Consider the following 18581-nt stretch of genomic DNA (forward strand, 5'->3'; position numbering starts at 1 on the left):
AGTTTGCTCTGAGGGTGCGGTGTGTAGCCGTGGCGGAGGGAATGACGCGGTGGTGGATCGGTGCGTGGCCTGATCCCGCGAAGGCAGTCTTCTCCCGCTGGGCTGATTCGACGTCACGGGCGCCTTCCCGGTTGCGGGAGAGGGGTATGGGCATGGCCACGCTGGTGCTCGGCATGGTCCTTGACCGTCTGGCCCGCGACGCCGGCCTGACGGCCGAGACCCTCGATGGCCTGCGCTATCCGGCAGCCGTGGACATCCTGCGGGACGGGGAGCGGACTGCCGCTGTGGTGCGCGCGTTTCCCGCGCACCTTGCCTACAGCGGCCCGTCCTTCGACGGCTATGCCGCCAGCCTCGGCTTTGGTGATCACAGTCGGCTTGTCAGGCTGCTGGACAAGGACGCCGACCTCGTGGCCGGGAGCGACGCAGGGCTCAGCCCTTTGTCCGTGTTGGGGGAGGCCGCCGTGTCGGTCCTGGAAGCCCACGCCTTGGACTGCCCGCATTGCCTCGCCTCTCCCGACACATGCGAGCTTGCCCATCGTGGCAGCGACATCTTCCCGTGGGGGCCCGTCCGATCGGTGCGCCTGCTCGACCGTACGACCGAGGTCCTGACCCTGGCAGACCACCGTGTGGAGGAACCGGTCGACGACGCGCCCGCCGGCAAGCCCCGCGACCACCGGTGGCAGTTCACCACAGGGCGCATCCTGCTGGAGAGGTGGTCGGCCGCACCGGCGTGGGAACCCGGCCCGGTGCCGGGAGAGGCCGACGAGTTCCGCCACGTCAACCTGGACAGCTTGAAATGCCCTGCCTGCGGAAGTCACACAGCCTTTGAAGCCGAAGGCCGCTGGGGCGACCCGCTGACCCTGTACTGCCGCTGCGGCAGTACCCTGGCCACCCCCGACAACTCCTTGCCCGACGGCAGCAAGGGACGTCAGCTGTTCAAGCGGCTCATCCTGCGCGAGGCGGACCCCCTGTACGAGGTCCGCCTCGCCCAGGTTAGGGTCGCGGCCCTCCGGCACAACCAGGCGCGGGCGCGCGCCAACCAGCACTACATCGGCCCCAGCTCGGATGAGGTCCTCGTTGCCGAGAAGCTCGATCCCGACGCAGCCGACCCCACGCAGGCTCTGCTGCGGTGGGCCCGCTCACTGCGCGCAAGCCCCCCTGGAGGCGCGAACATCGGGTTCGTGGCGGTGCCGCTCGTGCGCGCGGGGATCGCCCTGGAGATGCCGGGAGCCCGGGGCAGCGACGCCGGCCGGGGCCTGGTGGCCGATATCCGGGAGATGGCCATCACGCTCCGGGAGCAGAGCGCCCGGTGGGCACACACTCGGCAGCTGGTGATGGACCGGGTACGAGGATGGCAAACCGAGGGCGGGCCCCAGCAGTGGCAAGAGGCGTTGGCGCACACGGTGCCCCTGGCCTCCCGCCGTCTGGCGGGTGAACAGGTCCTCGACGGCGAAGAATCCGAGGGCTGTGCGGCACTTGCCGTGGTCCTCTATGTCCTTTCCCGCGAGCAGGGCATTCACCCCGAACAGATCGACAAACAGGATCTAGTGGCCGCCTGGCGCCATGCGAAGGACCACCCGCACGCCGTGGAGCGGCGATGGCAGCAGCGGCTCCAGGCGCTCGGGCACGACCTGAGCGCGCCCGATGATCCTGTCGCCCGGCGCTGGCGGGAGATCTGCGCCTGTCCGGAGCTGGATTACATCGTGCGAAAAGGGCTGAGTCACAGGCATTCCTTCACGTTCCTCCTGTGAGACGGAGAGGAGCCGGTGGCCGTCTCCGGGGGCGATCGGGGTCGGCGGCTGCATGCTCGATCAGGCGGATACGGTGCGTCGCATCGCATAGCCGGGGCAGAATTGTTCCGTGACTTTTTGGCAGATGGTGATTGTCGCCGTTGGGTCGGCGGTGGCCGGCGGTCTGGTGACCTACGGGTTCGCCCGGCCAACCGGTCGGCCTGCCGCCGAGAAAGAGGAGCAGCCCCTGACCGCCGTTGCTCTGGCCTTGGCAGCGATCGCTGATACTCCTCGTCAGGAACGAGAGCGGGACGTCGAACGCTCGGCGTATGTCGAGTTCCTCGTTTGCGTCGAGGCCGCATTCCGTCATGCCGCGCCGGGCAGCGCATCGCCCTTGGCGCACCAACGGGCCGTGGGCGCGGCGCTCGACATCCTCAGGCTGGTCGGTCCCGACGAAGTCGCCGACGCCGCGCAGCGCCTGGCCTCGCTCGCAACCACCGACCATGGGTGCTTGCCTCACGAGGTGGAGGACGCGAGGAATGCGTTCCTCAACGCCGCCCGCAGCGCCCTGCAACGTTCTTCGGTTCTCGCCCCCGCCAGCGGGCTGGACGTCCCCGGTCCTCTCGGCTGAGCACGGACACAGTCAGGAGGACGGTGGCGCCGGCCGCAGGCTATCGGCCAGGGCAGCGGTCGGGGCGTCTCGGCCACAAGGCTACGGGCACGCCGACTCGGATCGGATATTCTCCCGGCCCGATGCGGCAAACTCGGACGTATCGCCACGTTGAACGCTTGACTCCGCCGGAGAACAGGACCTCCCCTTGCCCCCCACCACTGCGCCCGCCGCACGACTGACGGCAGCCGACCTGACGCTCGCCGATGTCGAGGCGCTCATCGGTTTCATCGACAGCAAGGTGAGCGGAGTCCTTTCCGCGCATCGGACAGAGACCGACACCTGGAAGGCCGCTCTGGGGCTGCGCATTGCCCTGAACAGCCGGGCGAAGCGGGTTCGTGAGGCGTACGGCCGAGCCGACCAGTTTCCCGAGACCGTGCAGGCTCGGTTCCGCCAGTGGAATCGCCTGGCCATGCTCGCTCTGGGCTGGGAGAAGGACGCGGGTTACGACCCGCGGTGGAAGATCGTCCGCCATCCCGACGCCGAAGGAGCCGCCCTCTTCGCAGCGCTCACGGGCCGCTCATACCCTGCGCCCCCTGCGTGATCCACATGTGTTCGAACCGGATGAGGATGACGTCGCTGGCCGGAACCGGCCCGGGCGGACAGCTACACCTCACCGTCAGTCAGGCGTAGCGCCTCTCTGACATTTTCGTTTCGCAGCGGCACGTAGCGCCCGTCAGAAATCCGTCCTCCGCCGAAGATCTTCATGAACTCGGCTGATGCCTCTTCGTCGAGCAGGGAAGAGTCTCCTTCAAGCATCCGGTTAATGCCGTCCGTGATATGCGGTGCCGCGAGTTTCCCTAGTGCGCTCTCCAACTCCAGGGAGGCGTCTTCACCTTCGATGCGCGCATTTTTCAGCACCCGCATTTGATCGGCGATGAACGCCGCAGCCATCAGTAGCGCGAGTAGGCGTCTGTGGGCTTCCGCGCTGCTCATGCTCGTTCTGTGCTCTTCGAGCACGGCATCAACTTCGCTGGAAAAGGCCGAAGAAGCAGCACTGTTCAGGGTGACCATCTCAGCGGCAGGGGCCTGGCCGTCGGCCTCGTTCCTTTCGGAAGCCTTGCTCCGTTTCGACCTGAGGTCCTTCAACCGGCTCTTCGCGCGCGCCGCAGCCTTGATGATCACGAGGGTCCCGGCAACGCCCGCCGCTACGCCAATGGCCACCTTGAGTACGGTTTCCGATACCTCGTGCTCGTCTTCATCCCCGGCCGGGAGTAGCGTGACCTGTGTTTCGAGTTCATTCGAGTCGTCGCCACGCACAAGAGGGCTGAATCCGCCGGAAGTTCGGGATCGCGATAGATGCGTTCCCTGTGGGCGCCCAACCAGCATTTTTTCCCAGACCATCTCGGTCGGGTCATCGGAAGCCATGCCGCAACTGTACTTGCGGCCAGGGGTGCTATGGCAGGAAACGGGCTCGTTCCCCCGTCGGGGCAGAGGTGGAGCAGCAGGCGGCAATCTCGCGAGTCCCAACGGCCGTGCCCCTGGCTCTCGGTCGCTGCCTCGGGCTCCGGACGATGTCGCGACCGCAGCCCTTCACGGATTGCCCAGGGACGGCCTTGCAGGTTTCCTCGTGTGGGGTTGCGCGCCTTCGGCAGATGCGTCGCCAGGGCGGCCGTGATCGCGGATCGTCGAGCCTCTTTTGAACCGATGTCGGTGGTGGCTGGTATACCCCGGGGCATGAGCGATGGACCCGCACCGGGGCCCGGAGGGCTCCTCCCGTCCCCCCGAAATGCCAGCGACGTGCTGCATCAGGATGATCCGGAGCGCCGCGCGGCGATGGAGTGGCTGCACGGTCAGGAGAAGGCTCTGGCCGAGGTGTTTGTGCAGGAAGGGATGCGTGAGCTTCCGGTGGACGGCAGCTACCTTCTGTGGCGGCAGGCCCAGCGGCGGCGCCTGGGGAAGTTCCGTCAGGGCTGGATGACGATGCTGGCCGAAGCGGGGTGGACCGGGCTGGGGAGCCGGTCGCTGGCCTACCTGCGTCCCGATCTGCTGGCCGAATACGACGGCGAGCATGAGGAGAACGCGCCGGGGGTGGCTGTGACCGGCCGGCTCACGGACGTGGAGAGCGTGTGGTGGCGGTGCCTGCGCGACGACAGTCACCGGTGGAAGACCTCGATCAACAACCGTCACGTCGCGGGCACGGGGTGTCCTCGGTGTGGGAGGAAAGGGGTCTCGCGGCGGGAACAGGAGATCTTCACGGCCCTGCGCCGGCGGCTGCCCGCCCTCGTCAGCCCGGGTACCGCAGTCCGCCGCACCGCTCCGGAGGGAAGCAAGCGACGTCAACGGTCGTGGAGGGTCGACATGCTGCTGCCGGGACCGTCTCCCGTCGCGGTGGAGTACGACGGCGCCTACTGGCATCGGGACGCCGCCCAGCGTGACCTGGACAAGGCAGCCGACCTGGCCGCCTCGGGCCACCATGTCATCCGTATCCGGGAACTGCCGCTGCCCACGCTGACCCCCAACGACATCGTCTGCACCGCAGACCAGCCGGCCGAGGAGATCGCCGAAGCGGTGTACGAGACGATCGTCCGGCTCACCGGGTTGCCCGGCTGCGAGACCTTGGCGGAGCCAGGCGCCCCGGACGCCACCCAGCTCGGTCTCTTCGACGACACTCACGAGACCGCGTCGGCTGACGGGAGCGGTGCCGGGAGGCGTCCCGTGGCCGTGTTGCTGACGCAGATGGTGCGGGAGGTGCACCGCGGGGACGTCGCCGCAGATGTGGCGTTGGCCCAGCACCTCGTGTGGGGTCTACCGCTGGACGCCGCGCTCATGACCGTTCAGCAGCAAGTGGGCGGTCTCCGCGCCCTGGCATCGGCCGTCGACCTGTTGATCGACCAACCTTGATCTGCCTGGCCTTCCCCGCGCTCGGGGGTCGGCGTACGGCTGGACGCGGGTGGTCAGGGCAACGAAGCCTCGTGGGCTTCGGGTTGCCGTCCGAGCCAGAAGGCGGCGACGGATGGCTCGGCCGAGTTCAGGGTGGATCCGTCGTGCACCAGCAGCTCGGTGGGGGCTATGTAGCCGTCGCCCGGGTCGAGGCGTAGGCGCAGGCAGCGAAGGCGGTGGCCGGCGGCGACGTAGCGGCGGACATCAGCGGTGTGGGGGTAGTGGTGGTCCAGGTCGCGGTAGAGGGTGCGGCAGATGTGCTGCACGTCGCGGTCGCCGATGAGCAGGTAGCGGGTGCCGGGGCCCAGGTTGAGGCACAGCCGTCGTCGGCTGTAGGGGCGCTTGGGGTACGGGAGCCGGTCGAAGTTGTCGACGTGGAGGCCGATACGGTGGCCGATGGCGGAGTCTTCGGTGGTGGTGGTCCAGTTGCCGGGGCTCGCGGTGCATCCCAGGAGGGTCGTGGGCCAGCCGCCGTTGAGGGGATCAAGGGTGGCGGCGGCTTCGAGGCGGCCGGTGAGGTTGTCGGGATCGAGGTCCGGGAGCGGCCGGTGGACGAGTTCGATCAGCGTCTGGCCGGGGGTTGTGTCGTCGGGGCGCAGGCTGTCCGCCTCGGTGGTGGTGAGGGGCTCCCAGTCGTCGCAGGGGATGAGGGCGCCGGGGTCGTAGCCCGGCTCGCTGCGGGTGAGCCGGACGGAGGCGATGTCGCATCGCCGGCGGAGGTCGCTGACGGTCCCGAAGAGCAGTCGTGGTCCCATGGCCGTGCCTTCCGGAGGGAGGGGTGTGCGGCTACTGGTGGTCGAGGTCTTCGCCGTAGGTGACCTCCAGCTGGGTGGCGAGCGCCTCGGCCAGCTGCAGCGTCTGTGCCCGGTCGATGATCACGCCTTTGAGCGAGGTGACGCCGGTCAGCCGGGACAGGTCGTTGCCCCGTAGGTCCAGGCCGCGATAGGTGCCGCCCGCGAATTCGGTCTGGCGCAGATCGCAGTCGTCGAGCAGGCAGTCGGCGAGGTCGGTCGCGGTGAGCGTCGTTTCCCGCAGGGAGCATGCGGAGAAGATCACGGGTCCGGCGGCGCGGACGCGGATGAGGGTGCTGTAGTCGAGCTTGCAGTTGTCGAAGAGGACGTCGTCGAGGGTGACGTCCTCCAGCGTGGCGCCCAGAAGTTTGCAGTCGCGGAAGACGACGCGGTTGAGTTTGCTGGCCGACCAGTGCAGGGAGGACAGGTCGCAGCCGGTGAACTCCACAGAGTTCACCCGGACTTCGTCCAGCCGGGCGCGCTGGGTGCGCAGGCCGGTGACACGGCCGTCCAGGAGGTGGGTGTCGGCCAGGTCGAGGGCGCGCAGGTCGGCGTCGGCGTGCTGGAACTCGCTGAGTCGGCCCCGGCCGCCTTCGAGCGAGGTGACGTTGGAGAGGTACAGGCCGGGCTCGTCCAGGGTGGGGAGGGTGACGCTCGTACGGCGGATCGTGCGGGTGCTCATCAGGTGCCTTCCATCGCGCGGGGGCGGCTGCCGGTGGCGCGGGCGGCGACGGTGTGCCGCCCGCACCGCCGGGTCAGCTCTTCTTGCTCCAGTTGTCCCAGGTCGGTCGGTTGTCGAAGGGGGACGGGGTCTTCTGCCAGTTGTCCCAGGTGGGCCGGTTGTCCCAGGACGCTCCCACGGTGACGGGCAGCGAGAGATCCGGGGTAGTGATCAAGTCCATCACGACGGGCGCGTCGGAGGTGGCCAGTTGGTCCAGGAGTGTCATGCGGCTGGCTCCGTTTCCTGTGTGGCGAGGGTGGACAGGGCGGTGATCAGGGCCTGCCGGGAGACCTGGCAGTAGTGGGTCTGGGTGGTGGCCAGGCTGCCGTTCTCGAAGTAGCGGTTGGCGGCTTGGGCGCCGCGGCAGTAGTCGAAGAACGCGCACGCGTCCCGGCAGCCCTCCAGGCCGGTGAGGAAGTCGCGCACGTAGCGCAACCGGTGGGCCTGGCCGAGGAGTTCGGGCAGGGGCCTGTGCAGGATGTTCCCGGCGAGGAAGTTGCCGTAGGCCGGTGCGGTGGTGTCGGCGAGTTCGGGCGAGAGCAGGACCACGTCGCCGTTGACGGACACGGTGGGGATGGGGTCGAGGCGGCGCTGGTCCCAGTCGGCACGCCGCCCGCTGCGGATGAGGCGCAGGTACTCGGACAGGCGGTCGATCTCGCGTACCCGCAGCCGGTTGCCGGGGCGGCGGGTCCAGGTGATGGTGCGGCGCCAGAATTCCTCGGCCTGCTCGATGGTGGGCGGTTGACGGACCGTGTTGACGCCTTCGATCTCCTCGATGTTGAAGCCGGCCTCGTGGCAGCCCAAGCCGGACAGGAAGTCCAGCAGTTCCTCGGGCCGCGCGATGGTGTCGGTGCCGACGACGCAGATCACGGAGAACGGGACGCCGTGCTCGCGCAGGCGCTGGATACCGCGCGTGATCCGGTCGAAGGCGGGTTGGCCCTTCAGGTCGACGCGGTGGGTGTTCGCCGAGGGTGGTCCGTCGATGCTCACGCCCACCCGGACGTCGTACGCGGCCAGCAGCTCGCACCACCTGCCGGTGATCAGCGTGGCGTTGGTCTGCACGTAGTGCTGGACCCGCTCTGCACGGCGCAGGTCCTCGAAGAGCGCGAGCAGGGTGGTGAACTGCTGCCGGCCGGTGGCCAGGGGCTCCCCGCCGTGCCAGACGACACCGACCGGACCGCCGTGTTCGGCGAGCCGGGCGACCGAGGAGGCCAGGGCCGCGGCGACCTCCAGGGGCATGGACCGCCGCAGCTTGCGCAGCGGCAGGTAGCAGTAGTCGCAGTCGAGGTTGCACCAGGTCGTGGGCTGGACCACGACGGTCTGCGGGGCGGTGAACCACTCCTTGTAGCGGGAACGCCAGTCGGCGGTGCGGGCGCGCATCGAGGTCCTCTCCCTCGGCGACGGGGACACGGCCCGTCCCGGCAGGACCAGGGCGGGCCGTGTCCACCATCCGCCGGTGGATGGCGTGTACCCGATGACATCGCGATGTCATCCGCGATGACGTGTCATCCGGGCGGCGATGACATGTCAGCCAACTCGGCTGAGCGGCAGTGAAGTTCGCCTGTCTGCGGGTGGGCTATCGTGACGGGCGTGCCTCGCTCGATTCTGATCCATGACGGCCAGACCTCCCGTGACATGGGCCTGGTGTACATCTGCTCGGGCTACCTGGTCGAGGGCGGCAAGGTGCTGCTCGTCCACCACAACCGCTTCGACAAGTGGGTGCCGCCCGGCGGTCACATCGAGCCCGGCGAGTCCTTCGCCGACACCGCGGTCCGCGAGTTCAAGGAAGAGACCGGGCTGCTGGTCGAGGCGATCTCCAGCCAGCCTGCCATCCACCCTGCCGACGACAATGCCACCCCGGAACCTGTGCCGTTCTATGCGGATATCGAGCGCGAAGGCTTCGCTGTCCCGGCCCTGGCCCAGTTCTACTTCGTACGCCGCCAGGCCAGCGCCCAGGGCAAGGCGGTGGAGGCGCAGCTCAAGGAAGTCCACGGAGCCGACTGGTTCGCCTTGGACGCACTCGCCGAATTGCGGACCTTCGAGCAGGTCCGCTCGCTGGCCCGCTTCGCTCTGCTCAACTATCCCATCGCCTCCGAGCGCGCCGCGCAGTAAACGCCCCACCCAACTTCGAGTCCGAGGACCGATCGCGTGGACCTACGTCAGGAGCTTGCCGACCTTGAGGCTCTGGCTGGTGGCATCAATGCCCAGACCCGCGGCCGCAAGTTCGAGAAGTGGCTGACCGAACTCCTGTCCCGGGACAATCTGGCCCCTCGCGCATCGTTTCGTCCGAGCGGTGAAGAGGTAGACGGCTCCTTCCTGTTCCAGGGCCGCTACTACCTTCTGGAGGCCAAATGGTGGGCGGACGGGGTGCCTGCTTCCGCGATCTACCAGTTCAAGGGGAAGGTCGACGGCAAACTCGTCGGCACTATCGGCGTGTTCATCTCCATGGCCGGCTACAGCGATGATGCCGTCGACGCACTGCGCGTCGGCAAGGACATGAACGTCGTCCTGTTCGACAAGAACGACATCGAGTACGCCGCCGGCGTCGGTTTCGCTGACGTGCTCAAGTTCAAGCTGCGGGAGGCTGCGGAGCAAGGGAACGTGTTCGTCCCTTACCGAGCTGCTGTCGCTCCGCCGGTGACAAGGGCGAAGCCACCGTTGACCATCGTGGTTGAGGGTCCAAGGGACGAACTCATCATCAAGGGAATCGCGGAGGCGCTGCGCCGCAGAGGCAAGAGTGTGCGTGACCTGAACGTTCTCGTCGGCAGGGGGGTGGGCGGCCTCGCCCCGGTCGCGGCAACGGCGGCGCAGACGGCCTCAGGAACCATTCTCATCATCGCCGACTCCGACGGAGTACGGACAACCATCCCCAACGCCGAACAGCTTGAAGGTTGTGACCACGAGATCATGGTCATCGACCCGCGGATCGAGAAGTGGCTCGGTGTGCCTTCGTTGGACGAAGCGAAGCGACTCCGCATGAAGGAAGCTCACCTACTTGCCATGGCGATCGATATCGATGACCAGGCGGCACAGGATGAGCAATTCGCGCTGCTGATCAAGTTCCTTACGTCCTAGTGCCCCGGGCTCCGGGGCCGGTGCCGGTCGGTCACGTCGCCTAATCCTCACTGGCCAGGCGATAGCCGCTGGCGCCCTCCACGGTGCTGGCGATCAGCAGCCGCACCGGCACGCCGCCGAACGCCGAGGACACGGCCTGATTGAGGCGCTGGATGTATTTGGGTACCGAGGACGGGGCGACGAACAAGGCGCTGGCGATCGTTTCGGTCGACAGTCCCTCGCCCGGACCGGCGTGGACGGTTTTCACCAGATCGAACAGCCGCTCCGACAGCACACACTCGACCGCCGCATCACGGTCCGGCGCGGACAGCAGGAGCGTACGGTCGGGGGCGAAGACCGTGCTGGTGATCCGAACCTCGCCGCTCACTCCGTCGGCGGCAGGCTCGTCGTCGCGCAGACCGAGACGAACGAGGCTCCGTTGGGCTTCCCGGTAGGCCGAGACGGTGTAGTACGCCGCGCGGATGGTGGCCCGCTTGCCTGGGGCTCCGGGCTCGTTCCACATCCCGGCCTCGGCGTCCCACAGGTCATTCATCAGCCGCCATGCCTTGGACAGCCGCGCGTCCCGCGGGCTGGCGCCGGAGCGGATGGCGGCCTGGGTGCACAGTGCGTACGCCATGTGCTCCCAGGCGGTGCCCTGCACGTCCTTGTCGTCCTCGACAAAAGTCTCCCAGCGGGGGTGGTTGCGCAGCAGCCACTGCCCGGCCTCCGTGACGGCCTCCGACAGCCGCTTCGCCTGTACCTGCCCGTGGACCCCGCCGGTCTCCCGGGGAACGTCCTCGTACGCGGGCTCGCCGGACGGGCCATTGCCTTCCACGACGGCGCAGAACGCCAGCAGGCACAGCGCGGTCTTGCTCGGGCTCGGATCGGTGTCGACGTAGGTACGCCAGCCCCACGATCCACTGGGGCGACGGTGATAGAGCAGGCCGTGCACCCCATGGCTGATCAGCGGTTGGACCCGCTCCAGGAGACTGCTGGTGTCGATCCCGTCAGCGAGCCGCAGCCCCGGCCCCAGCTCGTGCAGGGTGTCCCTCAGCTGTGCGAGGGCGTGGACGACGAGCGCAGTCTGGTGCAGCGACGTGTCGTCAAGGCCGAGCACCTCCGGCCACCCGTGATCGACCTGATGGTCTTCGAGCCAGCCCACACACCAGGCGACGGTCTCGGCGACACCGTCATGGTGGAAGAACCGCGGCTGCGACAACAAGCCGGCCAGTCCGAAGGCGACGAACCGGGTGTGCTCGCCTCGCCCACCCTTGGGACGCGGCCGGCAGTGGTCCGCGATCGCCGTGGTGAGAAAGCCCATCGCGTCACGCACGGGCTGGCCGGCGACACCAGCAGCTGTCAGGACGGGCAGCACCTCACTGGTGTTGACGATCGACGACACCGAGGTGAGCGTGAGCCCCCAACCTCCGTCATACCCCTGGTTCCGCAGCAAGGTACGGGCGGCCTGCCCGGCTCTCGCCTCAAACGACGAAAACCCCGCACGCGCCGCCTTCATACTGTCCCTCCACGTCAACAAACCGGACCGTCCAACGAGTCCGTACCCAACTCGCCGTGCAGGGAAGCCAGTTCGAGATCCAATCCGGCCACCTGGTAGTCGGGTGAACCCTACGAGGCTTGCTGCCCGACACCGCGGTGAACGAGGACGACGTCCCCGGCATGTCTGCCTGACCGCCCCCCTTCTGCCCGGGTGTCTCAGGAGCCTTATAGGTCCGGCCGCAATGATCACGTCACTCCGGGTGCGGGCGCTGCTCCTGTGCCACCCTGCTGCGGTGCCGTGAGGTTCATGGCCTCGTGAAGGAGGTGGCGATGCCGCAGGGAGCACTGTCGGCAGATTTCGAGCTTCTGCGAGCAGTGACGAACGCCTCACCGAGGACGAATCGGTCACGGTGCACACTGCCCTGGCCGAGTTCGACGCCTGGGTCGAGGCCGAGCTGGCCCACCAGTACCTCAACAGGCTGGACGACTCCCTGGCGGAAAACTGCGGCTCTTGGCAGCTGGGCCGGTGGGTCTACGCCACCTGGGTCAACCGCGTGCCTCACCTCGCGGCGGTGCACGTGCAAGGCCCGCGCAAGGCAGTCCGGTCGCAGGACTCCTTCCCGGCCCGCGAGCGGTACGAGGTCACCTACCGCCCCGAGGATGACCGTCGCTACGGCCGGTACCCCCTGGACAACGACGCTGTCGAGGTCGCCGAGGTCGAGGCGTCCTGGGGTGAGTTGTGGATGGGGCCCGACGGAGCCCGCACGGTGGAGACCGTCAGAAACGTCACGGTGCGCTTCGTCGACGGCCACCAGCCCTACGCCCGTTGGCACGGCGGGAACGTCCTGACCGACTGGGCCGCCCCCGACGCCCAGTTGCTGCGTGTGGAGTCGGTCTCCTTCGAGTACCGGTATACGACGTGGCCCGCGCCGGCGTGGTGGTCCGGTTACGCGGACGCGGTGACTCTGCACGCCGACGAGAGCGGCCGGGTCATCGAGCCCCGGCAAGAGGGGTCGCTGAGCACCATGGGCGAGGGGATTCCCGAGTGGGTGCGGACGCTGGAGCGGGCCTGCCGTCCCGCGCCGGAGGAGGCGCCACCAGCGCCGCCTCCGGCTGCTCGCCCCTGAACACGGCGCGGGGCGGGAGACGATGCCGGGCAGCGGCCCAGCGCAGTGGGCCCGCCACCAGCAGGAGTACGGCCGCCGAATTCTGCTGCCTAGCTCCCCTATTCTCTGGCAGCTGGTGCGTTGACCGATGATGACCTGAGCCGGCGTGCCGTCGGCTGGGGAGGGCCGGTCGACGGCGCCGTGGTCGTTGGCGAAGCGGTTGGCCGCAGCCTGCGAACCGCGGACGGTGCAGCCAGTGGCCGGATGCGATCGAGGCGATCTGTCGCTGGCCCAGGGCCAGCCGCCAACGCGTCCGCCTGGCTCAAGGACGCGCAGTGCCCATGGTCGGTGAGCCTGTTGGCTGCCCTTGAGTACGGGTGCGCTCGGGGGCAGTCGGGGATGAATCCGGGGCTGACTGCGGGAAGTTGACGCCAGCGCGGTTGTGGTGGGCGTAAGGCGGGCTGGGGCACGGCACTATGGTGACGTCAACGGCACGGAGAGCAAAGGAAGAAGAGGCGGGGAGCAGGAATGGGGGCGCACGAGCACGGGCCGGTGGATCTGCCCGGAGGACCGGTCAACGCCGAGGGACGAGCCGTCAACGAGCCGTTGCTGGCAGCTTTGACGGGAGCGGCCGTCAACTGCTGCATGCCGTGTGTGGAGCGGCTGCTGGACGAGGTCGCGGCCGAACCGGCCTGCGTGGCCCGCCTGGTGGAGGTAAGCCGGCTGACCGCGATCCGCATGGACCGGGGAGAACTTCCCGGGTACATGACCGACGATGACGACCCGTTCGGACCTGCCGCACCGGAGTTCAAGCGGCTGGTGCGTGCGGTCACCGCGGCGGAGCGGGTGACTGAGGTGTGCGAGCAGATGACGACCTCCGAACGCCGCGCGGCGGCCGACATGGCCATCGAGATGCTCGTGGGTCAGCTGACGATCGCGAACGAGACCGGCCTCGACGACAGGGCGACGCTGGCCGAGATGTGCCGCGGGGTCGCCGACCTGCTGGTCGAGTGGTGGTTCTCGACCGCGCCCGTGGCCCGCCGGGAGTTCACCACGACCTGGGAGCAGTACGCGTTCGGCCACCGGGAGGCAGGGCTGCCGGGCAACGGCGTCGACGCGCTGGCGCTGGTACTGGGCTCCTTCCTGCACCACCAAGCCCGTCAGGACCAGGTTCCGGTCGAGGACTTGGGGTCACTGGTGTTCACCCGTGTCCTGCCGGTGCTGGAGAACCCGCAGCAGGCCCGCGTGATTCTGGATGCGTTCGTGGCCCCGCCCGAAAACGACGCCATCACGGTGCCCGTCAAGCGCTATGCCCGTAGCAACCTCGACTTCTTCGCCGAGCTGTGCCGCTACGCCCGGCACGCGCTCACCTTGCACGTCAGGGACTGCCCGCACGGCCTGCGCGAGACGAACCACGCCTGCACCCTCTGGCATCGTGGGCCCGCCCTGGACCAGGGTGCGGGGGCCCAGGTGGCCGCACCCACACCGGAGGAAGGACCCAGGGTCGCCCTGCCCCTGATCGGCTTCAGCGCCGACGAGCCAGCCGAGGACGCGCCCGCCGGCCACAATTCGGACCACACCTGGCAGATCAACGTCGATCGGATCGTACTGGAGCGGTGGGACCACCAGGTCGCCCACTGGAACGAGGCCATCTCCGAGGACTCCTCGATCAGCGAGCCGAACTACCAGCACGAGGTCGGCCTGGAACCCTTGCGCTGCCCCGCATGCAACAGCCACGGCCCGTTCCTCGCCGAAGGATCCTGGGGCGATCCGCTGACACTGCACTGCCGCTGCGGTGTGACAATGATGTCGCCGCTCGACGCCACCGCGGACGACCTGGGCCGTCGCGTCCTGAAGCGGCTCATCCTCTGTGAGGCGGACCCCGCCTACGCCGCCCGCCGGGTAACGGCACTCCTGGTGGCACACCAGAAGCAGCAGATGAAAGGCCGGGCGAGCAGCTGGTACCGCGGCCCGGATAGCCAAGACATCTCGATCGCCGAAGCAGTCGATCTCACCAGCAGTGACGTCGTGGGAGCTCTGACCTCCGTACTCAAGCCCCGGCTTCCCGAGCGGCACGAGGGCCGGGCTCTCAACCTGCTGCTCGTACAGGTCGTCGACGCTGTGTCCGCCCCGGCCGTCCACGACAGCCCGGACGGCCAGCAGTTGGCCGAGGCCGTGCGCGACCTGTTGGCCGATCTCAAAGAGGAGAGCGACCGGTGGGCTCCGACCCGGGAACCGGTCGTGGACCGGCTGCGGACCTGGCAAGCCGAAGGAGGCCCCCAGCTGTGGCAGGACGCCTGGGCACGCACGCTGAGGATGGCCGAGACCCGTTTCGCCCGCTACCGCGTCGGGGACGGGCGAATCAGCGACGGCTGCGCCGGTGTGACCCTGGCCCAGTATCTACTGGCGCGTGAGGCGGAGACCGGTATCGAGCAGGTGACGACGGACGCCGTACGCAGCCTGATGCCGCCGACCGAGGAACAAGGAGCGGACCGGGACCCCGCAACCGTCATGCGCCGGTGGGCCGAGCGCCTTCAGGTACTGGGCCATGACCTGGACGCCCCCGACGATCCCGTCGCCCGACTCTGGCGGCATCTGTCGACCGACCGGCCCGCTGGCGTGCTCGGGAAGCGTCACGAGCCCGCCCTGACTCTCGGCCTGGACACTCTCCTGGGAAAGCACTCGGTCTATTGTGTTCGCCTCTGACGGCGCCGTGGACGGCGGACGGAACTCCTCGTATCCACACCGGGAGATCGGAAAGCACTACGTGGTCAAGGCCATCTGGGGGTTCGGCGCATGACAGAAGCGCAGCCGGGGACGTGGTCCGAGGCGGTTCGGCGTGCTGACCACATCGCAGCGGTGGACCATCATCCCGTCGGCTCGTGGGATGGGCGGGCCATTCGTGGCGTGCTCGCGGTGGTCCTCGCGGGCGTGGCCGCGCGGCAGGGCCGGGCCGTGGGCGAGGTGGACATCGGCAGCGTCGTGTGGCATCTCGATCGAGGACCCACGATGGTGTACGAGTTCGGCGCCGAGCTGGGGTTGGCGGCCCAAGGGGCTCGTCCTGAGGATGCGGCGGCCGAATGGGCGTGGCTGATCCGCCGGTGGCCGAATCAGCCCGCGCTGGCGAACAGCGGCGGGTTTCCTCGCGGGATCGGCCGTGGTTCCTCGGCCCCGGCGGTCGACGTGGTGACGCAGTGGGCGGGTGCAGCTGCGCAGGCCGCGCTCGCCGCCGAGCGTCCGGCGGGTTTGGCAGCGCGAACGCGCGTGCAGGTGGTGGACGGCGAGGACAAGGGGCGCACTGGTGAAGTCGTCGCGCCCGCTTGGTTGATGGACGACGAACACCGCACGGTAGTGCCGGGACCGCCGCCCGGCTACGAGATCGTCCTGACCGTCCCGGGGCAGGAATCCGGGTCCCGACAAGCGGTGATGGTGACCGTGGAAGGCGACGTCAGTGTCGAGGCCCCGGGCCCGCACGGCGAGCGCGCGATCATTCGGGCAGAGCACCTGGAGCCCGCGGACGCCGGTTCTGCCTCTCAGTGATCGTCGCCCCGCTCCTCGGCGAGCCGGTCCAGCTGGCGTCCCGCCTGCACTGCCAGGGCATGTCCCCGGTGGTGCCGCCACGCTCCCGTGGAGGTCTCCAGTTGGGTGAACGGTCCAAGTCGGCGGGATGCAGAATGAGCACATGACGCGATCGGCTCGCCTGCCTGCCAAAACCGACACCCGGACGGTATCGGCCACCGGAACCCGCTGCTCCTGGACGGTGGAGCCGGACAACACCGTCACGGTCACCTTCGACGGCACGCTCCTGATCGCCGGCCAGGAGATTCTCTCCCCGCACCAGCTGTTGCGGCTCTGGGAGGACCAGGCGCTCATGCAAGTGGAGATCGGTGACACGACCCTGCGCGACACTGATGTCATGCCTCCCGATCTGAAAGCCAAGATGGGCTTCTACGGCAGCGCGGTGGCGACCGTCAGGAGGGGGCGCGCCAAGGGACTTACCGACGCGCAGGTGCCGGAGTTCCTGGAACTAATGCAGCGCGCCGCGGCCGAGCAGGGGGAGCAACAGGCCAAGACCGCCAACCATTTCGAGGCATTCGAGTACGGTCAACGCCTATTTTCCGAGATGACAGATGCCTGGCGGCTGGCGCTGACCGTCGAGTGGCTCGACGATCCGGATGACGGCACGGCGGTTGAGTTGTAGGTCCACAACGACCGACGGCGCGGTTCGGTGTGGGCGCCGAGGAGCAGGGTGCTCGGACGACCGAAGGGACCGTGGTCGTCACGTCCTGGTTCATGGGGCACTTGGCGGGATTCCGGTGAGTGTCGGAGTCCGTTGTCGGTGTGCTGGCGGGTGGCGTGGCACGGCAGATTCGAGGAGTTGTTTGCCGGCGAATCCGCGGTCGTGGATCTGCGTCGTCTGGTGTGGCGTGCCGTTGGATGACCCGCCGTCGGCGTCCTCGGCGCTCGCCGTACCGATCCGATGGAGGATCAGGCCGCGCCGTGCTGGCGATGAGCGGCAAGGTCCCGTCCGGTGATGGACACCAGTTGCGGTTCGAGGGCGGCGAGTTGCTCCGTCAGCGTCCGAGTGCGGCGGCGCGCCGTCTTGTAGCGAGGCCAGTCTCGTACACGGCCCGGACTGGAAAACTCACGGTCCATGGCGAGGGTCTCGTCATCGGTGCCTGATCGTGCCTGCTCGGCGCAGTAGGCCACCCAGCTTTCGTGGAGCACGGACACGTCCGCGCAGGCGCACTTCGCCTGGACGACCGTGGAGGTCAGAGGATGGCTGGGGCCGAGGATGTTCAGCAGGCCGGTGAGTGCTTCCTCGATGGGGACGCTGTGCTCGACCGTCGCGCCGATGACGCTGTCCGGATCACCGGAAGGAGTGCGCGTGGCGAGTGTGAACTGGAGCCGCCACGCAGCGGCGTGAACCTGCTCGTCATGCGCCTCTGTACTGCGCCGCTTCATGGTCCATCGCATCCGCGGGGCCTCTCCCCTTGTTGTTTCTCTGATCGGCTTCTCCACTCTGCCAGCTGAGCACGCACCTGTGCCAGCGCTGTCGCCTCTGGGTGGTCGGCTGGGAGGGCTTGGCGGACTTCCGGTCCATGCGGAAGATCACCGCATGGAGCCCCGTCGTGGCCGCCCGGTCCGCGAGAACCCTGCCGGAATCGGACGAGCGCGGCCCAGGGCTCAAGATGCCGACTACCAGCAGGCATGCCGGAACCGTCCCCGCGCGACTGCGTCCAGGACACCTACCTTCAAGCGAGTCCGCACTGACGAGGCCGGCTGGGCACCGCACCGCGCTCCGGGTGGGGCAAGGCCAACTCCCTGTCCCACCAGGGGCGCTGCTGCGTAGGCCGCTTGCGCGAGGCCGCCACCGGGTAGATTCGATGCCATGGATTTCGTTGCTGACACCGTCCGTCTGACGCCGCTCAGTTCTCAGATGCTGGTCGTCGAGCGAGCGCCGCTCGTCCTGTCCGGTGTGAGCGTCCGCATCGCGGCAGGGCGTGAAAGGCTGCTGGCCGACGTGCTGGCAACGGGCGTTCTCATGCCGCGCCGCCATCCTGAAATGTGGAGGAAGTTGGAGGTCACCGTCACCGATTTGCCCGCGGGCCTGTCTGCCCCAGACGCAGGCAATCTGGTGCGAGCGATCACCCGCACGTCCCACGTGGCCCTCGAAGCCTGGTCCTCTCCGTGCGAGTCAGAAGGGCCGTGGCCGTACGCGGTGGTGCCGTGGTTCGACACCCAGAGCGTGGGGGCGTCGGTCGCCACGTCGCGGGACTGGATGGAGTTCGGCGGCGACCTCTTCGAATCCTGCTGGTGGGCGGGAGGGGAGACCTGGCATGACACCCTGGTCGGCGCCATCAGCACGGAGCGTTTCGTTCCGCTCGTACCGGTTGAAGAGGGAGCGCTGTGGGGCCTGGGCACGACCACGACGCCGCCGCCGGCCGCGACGAGCCTCCAGGAGCGAGAAGCTCTTCGCGCCCACGATGTGCAGTGGCAGCGCGAGAAGTACGGTGCCTACGTATGAGGTGTGGCCGCCGAGCGCGAACCGGTCGGAGAGGCCCTGGTACGCGGCGACCTGCGGAGGCTTAGGGCGGCATCCTCTGCGGCCCACCGCCGCCCCAGCAT

General features: G+C 68.4%; 18 protein-coding genes. 11 read left to right on the plus strand and 7 right to left on the minus strand.

Annotation, left to right across the window (positions count from 1 at the left end):
• The first annotated feature begins 152 nt into the window (after window positions 1–152).
• The 3 genes from ABZ896_RS10040 to ABZ896_RS10050 all read left to right on the plus strand — a co-directional run bounded on the left by ABZ896_RS10040 (window position 153) and on the right by ABZ896_RS10050 (window position 2944).
• Window positions 153–1751 carry a hypothetical protein gene (locus tag ABZ896_RS10040; RefSeq protein WP_360924836.1) on the plus strand — a complete coding sequence of 533 codons (1599 nt, stop codon included), beginning with the start codon at window positions 153–155 and terminating at the stop codon, window positions 1749–1751.
• 109 nt (window positions 1752–1860) lie between these two features.
• A complete protein-coding gene (locus ABZ896_RS10045; protein ID WP_360924839.1) occupies window positions 1861–2361 on the plus strand; it encodes a hypothetical protein in 501 nt (166 codons plus the stop codon).
• Between the two features lie 187 nt (window positions 2362–2548).
• On the plus strand, window positions 2549–2944 hold the full coding sequence (locus ABZ896_RS10050) for a hypothetical protein (protein WP_360924842.1): 396 nt from the start codon (window positions 2549–2551) through the stop codon (window positions 2942–2944).
• Window positions 2945–3006: 62 nt separating this feature from the next.
• Here the strand turns inward: ABZ896_RS10050 and ABZ896_RS10055 are convergent, their stop codons facing one another.
• On the minus strand, window positions 3007–3768 hold the full coding sequence (locus tag ABZ896_RS10055) for a hypothetical protein (protein ID WP_360924845.1): 762 nt from the start codon (window positions 3766–3768) through the stop codon (window positions 3007–3009).
• Window positions 3769–4140: 372 nt separating this feature from the next.
• Here ABZ896_RS10055 and ABZ896_RS10060 point away from each other — a divergent pair, with 372 nt between their 5' ends.
• Window positions 4141–5244: a zinc-ribbon domain-containing protein gene (locus tag ABZ896_RS10060; RefSeq protein ID WP_360924848.1), complete on the plus strand. Its 1104-nt coding sequence runs from the start codon at window positions 4141–4143 to the stop codon at window positions 5242–5244.
• Between the two features lie 53 nt (window positions 5245–5297).
• Here the strand turns inward: ABZ896_RS10060 and ABZ896_RS10065 are convergent, their stop codons facing one another.
• The 4 genes from ABZ896_RS10065 to amcB all read right to left on the minus strand — a co-directional run bounded on the left by ABZ896_RS10065 (window position 5298) and on the right by amcB (window position 8175).
• Window positions 5298–6038, minus strand: a complete 741-nt coding sequence (locus tag ABZ896_RS10065) for a hypothetical protein (protein WP_360924851.1) — start codon at window positions 6036–6038, stop codon at window positions 5298–5300.
• Between the two features lie 31 nt (window positions 6039–6069).
• A complete protein-coding gene (locus ABZ896_RS10070; protein ID WP_360924853.1) occupies window positions 6070–6756 on the minus strand; it encodes a pentapeptide repeat-containing protein in 687 nt (228 codons plus the stop codon).
• A gap of 73 nt (window positions 6757–6829) precedes the next feature.
• Entirely contained in the window at window positions 6830–7021 is a 192-nt protein-coding gene (gene amcA / locus ABZ896_RS10075) for a multiple cyclophane-containing RiPP AmcA (protein WP_360924855.1), read from the minus strand.
• The gene (gene amcB, locus ABZ896_RS10080) at window positions 7018–8175 is read right to left on the minus strand and encodes a cyclophane-forming radical SAM peptide maturase AmcB (protein ID WP_360924858.1); all 1158 of its coding nucleotides are present in this window, start codon (window positions 8173–8175) and stop codon (window positions 7018–7020) included. The genes amcA and amcB overlap by 4 nt, the downstream gene beginning before the upstream one ends.
• 210 nt (window positions 8176–8385) lie before the next feature.
• On the opposite strand from amcB, the gene ABZ896_RS10085 reads away from it, so the two are divergent.
• On the plus strand, window positions 8386–8907 hold the full coding sequence (locus ABZ896_RS10085) for an NUDIX hydrolase (RefSeq protein ID WP_360924861.1): 522 nt from the start codon (window positions 8386–8388) through the stop codon (window positions 8905–8907).
• 36 nt (window positions 8908–8943) lie between these two features.
• Window positions 8944–9870 carry a restriction endonuclease gene (locus ABZ896_RS10090; protein WP_360924864.1) on the plus strand — a complete coding sequence of 309 codons (927 nt, stop codon included), beginning with the start codon at window positions 8944–8946 and terminating at the stop codon, window positions 9868–9870.
• 40 nt (window positions 9871–9910) lie between these two features.
• Here the strand turns inward: ABZ896_RS10090 and ABZ896_RS10095 are convergent, their stop codons facing one another.
• Window positions 9911–11251: a hypothetical protein gene (locus ABZ896_RS10095; protein WP_360924867.1), complete on the minus strand. Its 1341-nt coding sequence runs from the start codon at window positions 11249–11251 to the stop codon at window positions 9911–9913.
• 505 nt (window positions 11252–11756) lie between these two features.
• Between ABZ896_RS10095 and ABZ896_RS10100 the strand changes: the two genes are divergently transcribed.
• The 4 genes from ABZ896_RS10100 (at window position 11757) to ABZ896_RS10115 (ending at window position 16653) form a co-directional block, all read left to right on the plus strand.
• On the plus strand, window positions 11757–12473 hold the full coding sequence (locus tag ABZ896_RS10100) for a hypothetical protein (RefSeq protein ID WP_360924870.1): 717 nt from the start codon (window positions 11757–11759) through the stop codon (window positions 12471–12473).
• A gap of 507 nt (window positions 12474–12980) precedes the next feature.
• Entirely contained in the window at window positions 12981–15158 is a 2178-nt protein-coding gene (locus ABZ896_RS10105; protein ID WP_360924873.1) for a hypothetical protein, read from the plus strand.
• 90 nt (window positions 15159–15248) lie between these two features.
• Window positions 15249–15992 carry a hypothetical protein gene (locus tag ABZ896_RS10110; protein WP_360924876.1) on the plus strand — a complete coding sequence of 248 codons (744 nt, stop codon included), beginning with the start codon at window positions 15249–15251 and terminating at the stop codon, window positions 15990–15992.
• Between the two features lie 142 nt (window positions 15993–16134).
• Window positions 16135–16653, plus strand: coding sequence for a hypothetical protein (locus ABZ896_RS10115; protein WP_360924879.1), 519 nt, complete (start codon window positions 16135–16137; stop codon window positions 16651–16653).
• A gap of 287 nt (window positions 16654–16940) precedes the next feature.
• On the opposite strand, the gene ABZ896_RS10120 is transcribed toward ABZ896_RS10115, so the two are convergent.
• Window positions 16941–17417, minus strand: a complete 477-nt coding sequence (locus tag ABZ896_RS10120; protein ID WP_360924882.1) for a hypothetical protein — start codon at window positions 17415–17417, stop codon at window positions 16941–16943.
• A 427-nt stretch (window positions 17418–17844) separates the two neighbouring features.
• Between ABZ896_RS10120 and ABZ896_RS10125 the strand changes: the two genes are divergently transcribed.
• Entirely contained in the window at window positions 17845–18480 is a 636-nt protein-coding gene (locus ABZ896_RS10125) for a hypothetical protein (protein ID WP_360924885.1), read from the plus strand.
• Window positions 18481–18581: the final 101 nt, after the last annotated feature.

Origin of the sequence: Streptomyces sp. NPDC047072 (genome assembly GCF_040643855.1) — a bacterium.
Taxonomy (GTDB): domain Bacteria; phylum Actinomycetota; class Actinomycetes; order Streptomycetales; family Streptomycetaceae; genus Streptomyces.